This window comes from Prevotella ihumii (assembly GCF_900155655.1).
GTDB classification, from domain to species: Bacteria; Bacteroidota; Bacteroidia; order Bacteroidales; family Bacteroidaceae; genus Prevotella; species Prevotella ihumii.
The window spans coordinates 2114608-2128066 of the sequence record NZ_LT706987.1; the positions used below are offsets into that span (position 1 = coordinate 2114608).

A 13459-nucleotide genomic window follows, 5' to 3' on the forward strand; every position below is an offset into this window, starting at 1 on the left:
TGTGTTGAAGTGCTTTTGTGCTATTTCTTAAACTTGTTCTTTAGTCGTTTGTACCCCTCTACGCCCAAGATAGTTATTCCAGCGTATTGGAATGTTTTAGCAAGACCAAAGAGAATAATCCACAACACCCCTTTTGTAGAAGTGGATAAAGGCAATGCAAACTGCGCAAACGAAAGAATGTAGAACGGAATGCAACAAAGCAAAACAATAACACCCGTGCGAAATGATAGGGTAGACAACCAGTGTTTGGCTTTGCCGAATGTAGACTTTATTGACATACAAAGAAACTTTATAGTGATAAGATGTGTGTAAATGTTGAATGTAAGATGGACTGCAAACAAAATAGGAACGCGACTAACACGTTCCTATCCTTTTATGGCTGGTTCTATAAATTACCACCGCATATAGTCATTAAATTTTTATGAAATACGTTTTGTTATCTTTTGGCTTCTTTTTGGTTCAAAATGTAAGTTCGTTCAGTCGTGTAGCTCGCTACACTCCTTCACTCCCTTGCATTTTGACCTCAAAAATAAGCTCAAAATCTAACAAAGCTAATTTATAGAACCAGCCATATTTTATTGTGTTTGCGCATTAGGGTCGAGTTCCTCTCTACGCACCTCTACTACGCCTTTTATCTTCTTAAAGAAAGCACGAGCTTCCTCTAAGTCCCATGTTTCGGGGATTTTTATTGTTGTTTTGTTGTCTTCTTTAAGGTTGCGCACTATCTTACACTTCTTTTTCTTTGCAGCTTTTATGGCATTTCCCTTTGTATTATCAGCCGTAAAGGTGATAACCAATGTATTTGGGGTATAGAAGTTTTCTTTATAATCAGAGTGGCACACAAACTGTGCGTTTGCATTGCTTGCCAACAAAAAACAAGCAAAAAGCAAGGGAAGAAATCGTTTCATATACTTTAATATCTTATTGTTATCTAAAAAAAACGTGCTACAAAGTTACGCTTTTCTTCTCGTTTTATCTTCAATATATGGTTATATTATATTCTCTTTCGATATTTTAAGGCTGCCATTTATTCATCGTAAATGGTGATATGTGCCTGTGGTTGGTAGGCTTCCACGTCCAATTCTACGTCCATCACCACATTTACGCCTGTCGGGAGTGGAACGATTTTGCGAAACGAGTTGCCATATCCTGTCGTATCTTTAAAGCCTGAGTGTGCCAAATATTTACCAAAGAGTTTGGCTTCGTTCGAGTCGTTGAATACGATAAATAAATCGTTTACTTGAAATCCTGCAACCTTTTGTAAATGAACGATTAATCCGTTATGCGGTGAACCAATACTTTGGAAGTCGCCAAGCCTATATTCCATATTCTGTGCGGCTACGATTTGCATCGAATTGTCTGAAGGGTCGTCGTCCATTTCAAGAACTTTCCAATTGGTACGCTCTAAAAATGGTTTCAAACTTTGTAGTTCTTCAGGCGTTATATTGCGCATCTTTGCCAATCGTTCTATCATCTCTAGCGATATGCTACGGCGCAATCGCTGTGCCATTCCTTGTGTTGGGGAACTGAAAAGGAGGACGAAAAAGGCGAAAACTATCTTTTTCATAGGCTGTGGGGATTGATGTTTTAGAGTTGGCAGACGTAAGTAAACATTCCGTTGAATGTATTTTCAATGCCCTTTGGTTCGTTTTCAAAGATGCCAAAGAAAGCACTACCGCTGCCCGACATCTGTGCATAAACTGCCCCCGACGCATATAGGCGTTCTTTCACCTCACGTATTTCAGGGTAGATTTCGAACATTGAAACCTCAAAATCGTTGTCGAGCCTGTCTTTCCACGATGTGATGGGTTGCAAAACAATATCCTTGCAACACATTGTCGGTTGTTGTGGACGAATGAAAGAGAAGGCTTGAGCTGTAGAAATAGCTACGTTGGGTTTCACTATTGCGATGTATTTCCCTTTGAGCGGTAATTGTTCCGCTTCCATAGATTGAAGTTGGTCGCCTATACCAGTAGCAAAAGCAGACTGTGCGGTGATGAAAAAAGCACAGTCAGCTCCTAACTTTGCGGCATAGCGTTCCATTTGTGCCGTGGTGAGGTTGAGGTTACAGAGCGCATTGATGCAGTTTAGTGTGTAAGCCGCATCAGCCGAACCACCTCCAAGACCCGCTTGCGAGGGGATTTGCTTGGTCAAACAAAACTCGATGTGCGGCAATTGGAACTCGTTAGCCAAAATGCGATAAGCCTTTACTACAAGGTTTTTGTCCACATCGCCCTCTATAGGGTTGCCGTCTATTCGCAGTGTGCAAGTGTTAGGCTTACCCTTTACGATGTTGGCTTCCAACCTGTCGCACAAAGGGATAGGGTAGAATACGGTTTCAAGGTCGTGATATCCGTCCTCACGTTTGCGTGTTACGTTGAGTCCAAGATTTATTTTACAGCAAGGATATACTTTCATATTGCAAAGATAAAAAAACTTATAGGAATACCTTACCTACTTTCAGGATTTTTGATTAATTTTGTACCGTTATGCCAGAAAATAAAAGTACAAGTACACGAAATAGCCGTAAGCGACAAGCTGCGCCTATTGATACCACCTTTGGACACCTTCAACCACAGGCTTTAGACATAGAAAAAGCCGTGTTGGGTGCATTGATGATAGACAGAGATGCGTTTACGGTAGTATCAGAATTGATACGACCCGAGACCTTCTACGATGCTCGCCATCAGAAAATTTATGATGCCATACAGTCGCTCAATATGCGTGAGAAGCCTGTCGACATTATGACGGTGGCTGAAGAACTAAAAACCAAGGGCGCATTGGAGGAAGTGGGTGGCCCAACCTACATTGTAGAACTGAGTTCGCGTGTGGCTTCGTCGGCTCACATCGAATATCACGGCCACGTATTGGCACAGAAGTTCTTGGCACGCCAGCTCATTCAGTTTGCTTCAATGATTGAAACAGACGCTTTCGACGAGACGGTAGATGTAGACGAATTGATGCAACGTGCCGAAGGCTCGCTATTTGAGCTCTCTCAAAAGAATATGATTCAAGAGTACACCCAGATTGATCCTATCGTGAAACAAGCACACGAAATACTCTTGAAAGCTGCCAACAATAAGGAAAATGGCGGTATAACGGGTGTGCCCACAGGATATAACAAATTGGACGAGATAACTGCAGGTTGGCAACCATCCGACCTTGTGATTATAGCAGGTCGACCTGCGATGGGTAAAACCTCGTTTGCCCTTTCTTTGGCAAAGAATATTGCAATAGATTATCGTGCTCCGATAGCCTTTTTCTCCCTTGAAATGAACAATGTGCAGTTGGTAAATCGATTGATTTCCAACGTGTGTTCTATCCCTGGTAACAAAATATTGAATGGTCAGCTCACACCCGACGAATGGGAACGCTTCGACACGAATATCCGCAAGATGGACGGTGCGCCTATCTTTGTAGACGATACCCCAGGCTTGTCGGTATTCGAACTGCGTACAAAGGCGCGTCGATTGGTGCGGGAACACGGCATAAAGGTACTAATGATAGACTACCTTCAGTTGATGAACGCCAACGGAATGCGCTTCAACAACCGACAAGAAGAGGTGTCTACCATTAGCCGTTCGCTAAAGGGATTGGCAAAAGAGCTGAACATTCCTGTACTTGCTCTCTCCCAATTGAGTCGTAATGTGGAGCAACGAGAAGGTCCTGAGGGCAAGCGACCTCAACTGAGCGACTTGCGTGAGTCGGGTGCTATCGAGCAAGATGCCGATATGGTATTGTTTGTGCATCGCCCTGAATACTATCACATCTACCAAGACGAGAAGGGCAACGACCTACACGGCAAGGCGCAAATTATCATAGCTAAGCACCGTAAGGGTGCTACGGGTGATGTGTTGCTCGAATTTAAAGGTGAATACACTCGCTTTGCTAATCCTGATGAAATGAGTTTCCCACCTCCTGGCTTTGGCAATGGCGGCGAGATAATGGGAAGTAGAATGAACGATGGTCCGCTGCCTCCTCCACCTGATATGGGGGGTGCACCACCATTTTAACCCAAATCGGTCGTCAGACCAGTCCGACGGGTCGGACGTGTCAGACAAGTCCGACTGGTCCGACAAGTCCGACTGGTCTAACGACCGATTTGGGTTTAATAAATAATTAAAGATATGAAGAAGATCCTTAATTCCGCAGTATTTTTTCTTGTGAGAAAATTTTATATGTTGAGATGTCTTTTTGGGCTCTATATGTTGATATGAGGTGCTTCGGTGTTTTTTTTGGGTCTTTTTTAAGCATAAAATCCCCCACCCAAACCAATGGGGAAGTATGAAAAACCACAAAAAATGATGTTTATTCAATGAAGACCTCAGAGTAGTAGATTTTATTTGTATATAGGTTCAGAACGTTCCGCCTTCCAGTGCGCACCCATTTTGCTGGCACGCTGACAAAATGCAGGATAAAGGCTTTCAGCCTGCTTGTCTTTTTCAATGGCTTGACCTTATCGCTGATATGACGGACGAGATAGAGATAGAAGTTCTTCAGCATGGCGGTAACCATCATGAAAACCATGTTCTCAGCCATAAAGGAAAAGGGCAGATGTGACCATCCGAAGTCATTGTTCTGTATGTCGAAGTTCTTTTCGCTTGCTCCACGCTCATTATAAAATGTAATGATGTCTTTCTCGGTAGACATCTAATTATTGGTGAGGATACAGCGGTATGTGTATATCACTCCGAACATATCCGTCTGTTGCTTGCCATCCTTGTCTTTCAAAGGACTACGCTGTACGACAAGCCTGTATGACTTTCCTTCTATTAAGTTGTCTATGCTGATGGATGTGACATCGCATCTCTCATAATCAACCTCAACACTCTTCCATTCTTTCAGCTGGCGGAAGTCCTCGTGTCGGCTGCCGCAGTTGGCAGCACGTATATAGAACGTGTTGCAGCGCTGCTCTACGGTTTGGATAATTTCCTTTGAGAACGATCCGCAATCAGCACGGAAACGCTCTATTACCACACCAAGTTCTGAGGTTACACGGTCCATAATGCGACGGAGCGTGTCTTCTTGATGGAATCTCACATTGGTGTTTCCGTCACGATTCTCACCTCCGACTATGATTCCCCCAATGGAAGCCCAACCAGGGAAATAGCCAAAATCCTGCTTGTAAGAATACTTTGCATCGAACTTGTGGGTTGGAATAAACTGGTGATCAAAGTCTAAGTCTACATGACTGCCCACCTTTATAAGCCCCATTCTTCGTATCATCCGTAAAAGTAAGGTATTCAACTTTTCTGCTGTGTTGAAACTATACGACTTGTCGGAGGTCTTGCTCTTATAGACAATATTTTTCTCGGTAAGCTCCTTTAGTCCGCGCCCCACAGTGTCGGCACCGGGTAACAGCGTATCAGGTCTTTGCTTGAACTGCCCAATAAGCGCATTGATGTCCTCAAGGCATTCTCCACCACAAAGGTAACTGAAGAAGAGAGATCCAAAAATACTTCCATAACAGAATGCTTTGCCGCTACTTCCACGTTTGCCCAATACAGATTCGGTAAGTTTTTCAAAGCCCAACTTTGAGAAAACGTCCATAATATGATAAATTCCACCGAAAGAAGTGATATTCTCGTTTTTAATTGCTACCTTTGCCATATCAGTTTTTTTTGCTTACTTGTTATGTTTACAGCACCAAGATAGGTGAAATTTCTGACATATCCAAGTGTTTTGAGAACTTTGTTTCTCAGTCACTTGGAGTTCTCACAAGAATTTATGCTGCGGAATTAAGGAAGATAATATTTTTTGCAGTAGCTTTGTTTGCGTTAGTGGCTTGCAAAACAGGGCTGACACAAGTGAATGATGTGTCTGTGACACAATTTGAGCGCTTTATTCAACAAAATGATGTGCAGCTCGTTGATGTTCGCACACCTGAAGAGTTTGCCGAAGGCCACATTAAGGGTGCTATTAATATAAATGTGAAAGATGCCAACTTTGTGGCATCGGCCGAAAAACAGCTTCGCAAAAGCAAACCCGTAGCGGTGTATTGTCGCTCGGGCAAGCGTTCGGCTATGGCTTGTGCATTGCTTAAAGCTAAAGGGTTTAAGACCACCAACCTCCTTGGCGGTATTCTTGGGTGGCAAAGCGAGGGTAAGGCAGTAGAATAGTAAGCGGGTGTGTCAAAATAGGCACCTCACCTGTTTGGCGGAATTAAAAAAAGTTCATCATAATTTTGGAGTGATATTCTACTATAGAACCAGCCTAAACGGAAATGTGTATAAAGAGTAGTCCCAACGGAGGGGCGGCGTCCAATATATATAAGGTTCGCGCGAGTGACTTACGAAGCAATACAATGGGGTAGAAGAAAGTTATATTTATTCGTTTTACCAAATACTTTACTTTGATTTGCTCAAAAAATTGAGATATTTTTTGTTGTTTTTGAAAATAATTACTATCTTTGGCAATCATTTATAAATGAAGGTTTTAATCACTGACGACAGATACAAAATATTTGAAAGTTGAAAGATAACCTATCCTTAAACAAAAACAGTTAATAAATAATCCAATAACAAAAGAGTAAATGATGAAAAAGAGAAATTTTCTTGCGCTGATGGTACTCGCTGCGGTTCAAACTACGTTTGCTGCACCTGTATCACAATCAAGCGCATTTGCCGTAGCTAAGCAGTTTTGGGCAAAGAAGGGCGTTGCGGTAACATCAAGAGTTGCGGCTTATGCTCCAGGAGCTAAGAAGCTTACAAAAGATGTCGTTGCACCTTACTACGTGTTCAATGCTGGTGATAACAAAGGTTACGTAGTAGTTTCGGGCGATGATCGTACACGCGAAGTGCTTGGTTACGCTGACTCAGGCTCATTCGATTACGCAAATATGCCTGAAAACATAAAGAGCTTCTTGCAGACTTATGCTAACGAAATTACAAACCTGGACGACTACAACAAGCAATTGGGCAACCAATCATCTAATGGTGCAAACCAAACACGCAAGGCAGTTCACCCTCTCTTGTCTTGTCTTTGGGGACAGGATAAGGCTTACAACTATACTTGCCCTAAGGGTCCTAAGGGTGAACGTCTTGTAACAGGATGTGTGGCTACAGCTATGTCGCAGGTAATGTACAAGTACAAGTGGCCTGAGGCTGTGGCAGCCGAAATTCCTGCTTATACAAGTTATGGTAAGGATGCTAAAAGCGAGTTGGCAGCTGTACCACAAGGTACACCTATCGAATGGAGTAAGATTAGTGATGTACATACAGCGTACGATGGAGCAGATAAGAAAACCGCTATAGGTAATCTTATGTTGTACGTAGGTTGTAGTGTAGAAATGACTTACGATACCAATGAAAGAGGTGGTTCGGGCGCTTTAGCAACATCTATTGCACCTGCGTTCAACAAGTATTTCAACTATTCTGCTTATACATTGGACCGCAGTAGTGTAAGCTTGGCTGACTTTGAAAACATTCTCTACAATGAAATGTTGGCAGACCGCCCTGTAGTGTTCTGTGGTACTGTGGCAAGCGGTGGTGGTCACTGCTTTGTTATTGACGGATACGATGGCAAGGGCTATTTCCACGTAAACTGGGGTTGGGACGGTGCATCTAATGGCTACTTCCTTATCTCTGCACTCGACCCACATTCTACTTCTGGTATCGGTGCAAGCTCTGTAGCAGGTGGTTACGACACACAACAGTTTGCTATCATTGGTATCGGTAAGAACAAACAGGCTTCTAACTTGGCTACAGAATTGTTGACTAAGGTTACAGGTGCTAATGGCGCAACCATTAATGTAAACCTCTCAAATCTTACCAAGAAAGGCGCTAGCTTTGAATTTGCATTGGGCTACCTTGATGAGAATGGCAAATTGGTAGCGGCAAGCGATGCTAAAACTAAGTATGTAGCTTCTATCTTGACACAGAGGGCCGACCCAGTAGATCTTCCTATTGTACTTAAGGGCGATGCAATGAAGGTGGGCGAAACCTACAATATATTTGTTATGTCACGTGCCAGAGGTACAGAAGATTGGTCGTACAACAAGTATAGCACAGCTATGGTAAAGAAGAACGAAGATGGTTCTTTCACTTCCTTGGCACACGATTATACAAAAATATCAAATATAAATACTAGTGCCTCTATCCAAGTAGCTGATGGCGAACACATTGTAGGCGGAATCTATCCTGCAAAAATAAAGCTTACGAACAAAGGTACTGATGATTACTATGGTCGCATTATTGTAGCTACTATGAATCAAGTTTCAGTTGGTAGCCGTTACCAAATAGCATCTACCATTGCTGTAAATCTTAAGCCAAACGAAGTTAAGGAGTTTGATGCAACTTACACACTCTCTAGCGCAGGCGACCACTTTGTAAGTGTATTCTCTGAAGATGGCAAGCTCATTGCAACTGAAAGCGTATATGGTGTTAAGGCTGCTAAAGCTAATTCATCTATCGCAAGCGAATATGCTATCGAAAAGATGGAAAGTAATATGCTTTACTCTCGCACTGTAAAAGGTAAGGCTACATTCAAGACAACAAATGGTCTCCCTGTTGTTGGTGGTTACAAGCTCGTTTGTGTAGACAATAACACTGGTGGTATCATTGGTGCAGCACAGCCTGTCAACTTGGACATTCCTGCTAATGGCAGTCAAGATGTAGAGTTCTCATTCTCAGGTATTTCAAAGACAGGTTATTATTCCCTCATCTTGTGTACACCTGACTTTAATCCATTCTCTGATACTCAAGCAAGCTTCAGTGTAAAGGTTCCTGTTGTATTCTACAAGAAGGACGGTTCTGAACTTGAAGTTAAACCTACAAAAACTATTGAGGTAACAGACGATGTTTTGGCTGCTGACCTCTCTACCTTAGGTTACTCAGTTTCTGACGTAAAGCCAAACAACAATCCTAACACCTTGTACTACAGTGTAAGAAGCATCGCTTCGCTTGCTAATCGTAACCTTGTAAAGGTTAACTCTCAGGGCTTGTGTACAGCTGAAAAGATTACATTGACAGATGCTAATGACTTCTTCTGCCCACGCTCGTTTACAGCTAAAGAAGCTATATACACTCGCACCTTTAACAATGTTATCGACAATAATAAGGGTTGGGAATCACTCTCATTGCCATTCGATGTTACATCGTTCACAGCTGACGGTCAACCTATTAGCTGGTTCAAAACACGTGAGGACACAGGTAAGCAGTTCTGGTTGATGCGCTACGATGGTCAGAAGGGTCAAGATGTGTTCTTCTCTTACACACAGGCATTCTACAGCAACACTCCATACATTATGGCTGTACCTAACGACTTGAAGGGTAAGGCAATTACATTCAAGGGTACAGATGCCAAGTTTGGAGGCAAGCTGACCTGCATAACATCGGGTGATGAATACAACTACTACGGTACAAGCAAGACAATGAATGATGCTGATATGTATGTGCTCAATTCTGAAGGTAACACCTTTACAAAGGCCGGCGCATTGAGTCCATTCCGTGCTTACTTCAAGGCTAACAACGGAACTGCAGGTGCTGATCAATTGAACCTTAATATCATTGGTTTCGATGTTGCAGGTATCAATGATGTATCGGCTGAGGCTCCATTTGCTAAGGCTGAAAACGTATTCGATATTCAGGGTCGCAAGGTGGCTACAGTTTCTTCAATTGACGAACTTAACAAGTTGCCAAAGGGCATCTACATCGTTAAGGGTAAGAAGATGGTAGTGAAATAATAGTCTCCTTATAACAATAAAACGCTCTCAACCAATGGGTTGGGAGCGTTTTTTTTGTTATAGGAGCACAAGGTTAGGGGCTCGATTTATTCGCAAGCTCATCAGCACGTATCGATTCCCGCTCATCAGAAGTATCGATTCCCGCTCATCGGAAGTATTGAATTCCGCTCATCAGAAATGGTGTTTGATATTTGTTAGCGGAACTCGATGAATCGAGCCCCTACATCATTCGCCCTAACAGCCTTCCCTCCGTTGGGTGAGGAGTGTTGGTTTGCCACAGCTTGGCTATTTGGGTTTAAGAGAACTTCTTTGCAGAGAAAAAACACAAATATGCCAAAATGACATAGGGCAAGAGTTGTTTTTTGATTTCTTGGGACACTAATGAGTCGGACTAGTCGGACTGGTCGGACCTGTCTGACCTGTCCGACCAGTCCGACCTGTCTGACCTGTCTGACTATTCCGACTTGTCCGACCTCTCTTTTTAAAAAATAAGGGCGCAATCTACAAAGATTACGCCCTTATTGTTAACTCCGCTAAATTGTTTCTTTCTGTTAATCCCTTTTATTCTTCTGTCTCATTTGCTTCCTCTGTTGGAAGTTCCGCAATAGGAAGTGGTCTGTCTATTACTGCATTGTAAGAGATAAGACTCACGCTGCGCGATAATCCTAATGTTTGAAGCTTGTCGTGAATGATATTCAACAAGTGATGGTTGTTGTAAGCGTACAATTTGATAAACAAGTCGTACTCACCTGTGGTATAGTGACATTCTACAATCTCTGGAATTTTCTTTAAAGCCTCTACTACTTCATCGAACTTCTCTGGGTGCTTGAGATTCAAACCCATATATGCGCAAGTTTCGTAGCCTATTTTTTCAGGGTCAATTATAAACTGTGAACCTTTCAAAATGCCTAAGTTCGTCAACTTTTGTATCCTTTGATGTATTGCTGCTCCACTCACATTGCACTCACGAGCTACTTCTAAGAATGGAATACGTGCATCTTCTGCAATAAGACGAAGAATTTTCTTGTCTAAATGATCTAAACTTCTATGTGCCATTAATTTTGTAAATTTGGCGCAAAGTTACAATAATATCTCGGAATGTACAAATACTTTCTGCAAATTAGTATTAATTTGTAAGCAATAAATGTTATAATGGCTAATTTCTCTGGTTGGTTGCTGCCAAATTGATATTTAAAGCGTTGGCTTTGCGCAATGCTTGTTTCACATCGGTAATAGTGCCCATTGGGGTGGATTTATCGGCTCTGATGCTCACCACCATTTGTTTTCTGTCTTCAGCACTCATTGTTTTGCGCTCTTCCACCATATATTTTGTTACCTCATCTATGTTGACGAGTTTGTCATTGAGCTGTATTTGGGTGTTATTGCTTATAACGCTGCCGTCTGCTGCTGTAGGTTTACCTATATATATATAGGAGTTGGTCGACTTTTTGGTTAGTCGGGTAAGTTCTTTACCTTGTGGCACTTGGTATTTTACCTTGACCGTTACTTTGCGCATATTGGTGACCAACATAAAGAAAAATAAGATGGTGAAGATAAGATCGGGCAACGAAGCTGTGTTTAGTTCGGGTATGGCGTGGCATTTGTGTCGGTAGATACTCATTCTGCGCCTCCTTTCTGTGTTGCTTCGGTGGACATTGTATATACTTCGGATATACGTTGTGGCACTTCTTCGTTGATGACTGCTTTCTGTTCGTTGCTACATAGGTCGTAACCCTTGCCAAATGTGGCAAGCGAATGTTCGTTGCGTAGGGCGTTGTAGGCAGCTATGATTTGGTTTTGAAGCTGAAAATAAGTGTCGTACGAGGCTTTTCGGTCTGCCTGAATTTGAATGATATGCTCCTTTCCCCTCGCTTTTATAAAGTTGAAAGCAAGATTTTTTATTTGTTTTTTGTCAATGGTTTTGTCGTCAATTACAATTTTATTGTCTGCCGTAATGCTACATTTCATCACCATTCGGGCATTGATGGGCGTTGGGCGTTGGTCTTCGGTCTTGTCTATGGGGGGCAATTGTCGGTCTACACCTTTGTTCATATCCATCGAGGTGGTAACGAGGAAGAGTATCAGCAGCATAAACGAAATGTCGGCTGTTGATGAAGTGTTGAGTTTGGGAATATCTCTTCTTTCTCGTTTGAACATATTGTGTTAGTTTTTCTTTCGTTTGCGATGATAACGCGTTGCACCAAAAGCCACTGCAAGGGCAGCTGTGAGGAGCATAATGAGCGACGTATTGACCAACATATCAGCAGTTTTTAGCCAGAAAGGGTCGGTAAATGGTACGCCATTGATGAGCATTTGTGCCGATGAACCTAAAAGTAGGGTAAGTCCAAGACAAAGCATTGTGCCTAAGCTGACCATCAGCGAGATGCGTCGGGTAGGTATTCCGTTTACCATCTTTTCACTTTGCGAGCTGTAGCGTGCCTTTTTTATAAGGGTAACAACGGCTGCCAATGTGGCAACACCCAGCATACCCCACATTAAAACAATGAGGGCAGAGGTAAATAAGGGTGCATTGAAGGAGGGATTGGCTGCAAATGGTGTATCGAAACCCACAAGGAAAAAGAGGGCAAACACCACCGCAATAACCGCAACAAGGGCATAAAGCACTCGTTGTGAGATACGTTCGGTGGAAAGTGGGAGCTTGTTTGGCGTAACCATTTATGCTTTATTTTTAAGTTTATACTTCATTATCGAGTCGAGCAAGGTGATGGCAGACTCCTCCATTTGTGCCGTGAGATGCTCTATTTTTGACAAGATATAGTTGTAAAATACCATCAGCACCAAGGCAACAATGATACCAAAAATAGTTGTAATCAGGGCTACTTTCATTCCCGAAGCTACAATTGTGGGACTAATGTCGCCAGCCATTTGGATTTGATCGAACGCCATTACCATACCAATAACCGTGCCGAGAAATCCTAAAGAGGGTGCCATTGCGATGAAGAGGGTTATCCACGAACATCCTTTCTCCAAGTTGGCACTCTGCACACTGCCGTATGCTGCTACGCTGCGTTCAATATCATCAATCGAACTATTGATGCGCAACAAGCCTTGATAGCAAATGGAAGCCACTGGACCACGTGTGTTGCGGCTCAATTCCTTTGCTCCTTCAATGTCGTTTTGGGCTATTCGCTCGTCTAAGTTGGCCATAAAGCGTTTGGCGTCTATCTCTGAAAGACTTAAATAAATGATACGTTCGATGCAGAAAGCCAAGCCTAAGACCAAGGCGATGGCTACTAAAGACATAAAGCCAGCATTGCCCTCGATGAATTTCTGCTTCAACGATTGGTTAAAACTCAAGCTTTCGCCCTTTGCATTTGGAGCTGTAGCGGGCATTTCTTCCTCTTTTACATCGTCTAAGGCTTCATCGTTAATGGTGGTAGATGCAGTCGAAACTTGCTGTGCAGCAGGTTGTGGCTTGTTGTCAACCTCCTGTCCCACAGAAAGGGTTGGAACTGTAAGTATCACGAGCAATGCTATAAGGGTGTATGCTATTCGTCTCTTCATATTAATAGGTGTGTAAAAATTGCTGTCAAAGGTAGTTAAAATCTATATTGTAGCCAAATATTTTCACTCAAAATAGCACTTCTAAAACATTCTTAGTTTGGTGTTTCCTCGCTCCTTCATTTCTTTTTAATGGGCGTGAAGGTTAGTGTTTCCTTATTCTTTTCTTCTTTTTAAACCCAAATTGGTCATTAGACCAGTCAGACCAGTCGGACCAGTCAGACCAGTCGGACTTGTCTGACACGTCCGACACGT

General features: G+C 42.6%; 13 protein-coding genes and 1 pseudogene. 4 read left to right on the plus strand and 10 right to left on the minus strand.

Annotated features, from left to right (window positions below; all coding sequences use genetic code 11):
* Nucleotides 1–20 precede the first annotated feature (20 nt).
* From CZ367_RS15095 to ispE, 4 genes are all read right to left on the minus strand, one after another.
* A complete protein-coding gene (locus CZ367_RS15095) occupies nucleotides 21–278 on the minus strand; it encodes a hypothetical protein (RefSeq protein WP_077196661.1) in 258 nt (85 codons plus the stop codon).
* A 297-nt stretch (nucleotides 279–575) separates the two neighbouring features.
* Entirely contained in the window at nucleotides 576–908 is a 333-nt protein-coding gene (locus CZ367_RS09460; RefSeq protein ID WP_084793503.1) for a hypothetical protein, read from the minus strand.
* 119 nt (nucleotides 909–1027) lie between these two features.
* Nucleotides 1028–1567, minus strand: coding sequence for a hypothetical protein (locus tag CZ367_RS09465; RefSeq protein ID WP_144005974.1), 540 nt, complete (start codon nucleotides 1565–1567; stop codon nucleotides 1028–1030).
* 20 nt (nucleotides 1568–1587) lie between these two features.
* Complete coding sequence (ispE, locus tag CZ367_RS09470) at nucleotides 1588–2418, minus strand: 4-(cytidine 5'-diphospho)-2-C-methyl-D-erythritol kinase (protein ID WP_077196663.1); 831 nt, start codon at nucleotides 2416–2418, stop codon at nucleotides 1588–1590.
* Between the two features lie 71 nt (nucleotides 2419–2489).
* On the opposite strand from ispE, the gene dnaB reads away from it, so the two are divergent.
* Entirely contained in the window at nucleotides 2490–4013 is a 1524-nt protein-coding gene (gene dnaB, locus CZ367_RS09475) for a replicative DNA helicase (protein WP_077196664.1), read from the plus strand.
* Entirely contained in the window at nucleotides 3964–4119 is a 156-nt protein-coding gene (locus CZ367_RS15535) for a hypothetical protein (RefSeq protein WP_154669325.1), read from the plus strand. Before dnaB ends, CZ367_RS15535 begins: the two co-directional genes overlap by 50 nt.
* A gap of 189 nt (nucleotides 4120–4308) precedes the next feature.
* On the opposite strand, the pseudogene CZ367_RS09480 reads toward CZ367_RS15535, so the two are convergent.
* Nucleotides 4309–5610: pseudogene (locus CZ367_RS09480) on the minus strand (IS1380 family transposase).
* A 212-nt stretch (nucleotides 5611–5822) separates the two neighbouring features.
* Between CZ367_RS09480 and CZ367_RS15105 the strand changes: the two are divergent.
* Both CZ367_RS15105 and CZ367_RS09500 read left to right on the plus strand, forming a co-directional pair.
* Nucleotides 5823–6119: a rhodanese-like domain-containing protein gene (locus CZ367_RS15105; protein ID WP_237581666.1), complete on the plus strand. Its 297-nt coding sequence runs from the start codon at nucleotides 5823–5825 to the stop codon at nucleotides 6117–6119.
* Between the two features lie 413 nt (nucleotides 6120–6532).
* Complete coding sequence (locus CZ367_RS09500; RefSeq protein ID WP_084793504.1) at nucleotides 6533–9682, plus strand: C10 family peptidase; 3150 nt, start codon at nucleotides 6533–6535, stop codon at nucleotides 9680–9682.
* 561 nt (nucleotides 9683–10243) lie between these two features.
* Here the strand turns inward: CZ367_RS09500 and CZ367_RS09510 are convergent.
* The 5 genes from CZ367_RS09510 to CZ367_RS09530 form a co-directional block, all read right to left on the minus strand.
* Nucleotides 10244–10738: an Lrp/AsnC family transcriptional regulator gene (locus CZ367_RS09510; protein ID WP_077196669.1), complete on the minus strand. Its 495-nt coding sequence runs from the start codon at nucleotides 10736–10738 to the stop codon at nucleotides 10244–10246.
* A 100-nt stretch (nucleotides 10739–10838) separates the two neighbouring features.
* Nucleotides 10839–11303 (minus strand): ExbD/TolR family protein, encoded by a 465-nt coding sequence (locus CZ367_RS09515; protein ID WP_077196670.1) that lies wholly within the window; start codon nucleotides 11301–11303, stop codon nucleotides 10839–10841.
* Nucleotides 11300–11839 (minus strand): ExbD/TolR family protein, encoded by a 540-nt coding sequence (locus CZ367_RS09520; protein WP_077196671.1) that lies wholly within the window; start codon nucleotides 11837–11839, stop codon nucleotides 11300–11302. The genes CZ367_RS09515 and CZ367_RS09520 overlap by 4 nt, the downstream gene beginning before the upstream one ends.
* 6 nt (nucleotides 11840–11845) lie before the next feature.
* Nucleotides 11846–12358, minus strand: a complete 513-nt coding sequence (locus CZ367_RS09525; RefSeq protein ID WP_077196672.1) for a hypothetical protein — start codon at nucleotides 12356–12358, stop codon at nucleotides 11846–11848.
* On the minus strand, nucleotides 12359–13207 hold the full coding sequence (locus tag CZ367_RS09530; RefSeq protein ID WP_077196673.1) for a MotA/TolQ/ExbB proton channel family protein: 849 nt from the start codon (nucleotides 13205–13207) through the stop codon (nucleotides 12359–12361).
* Between the last annotated feature and the right edge of the window lie 252 nt (nucleotides 13208–13459).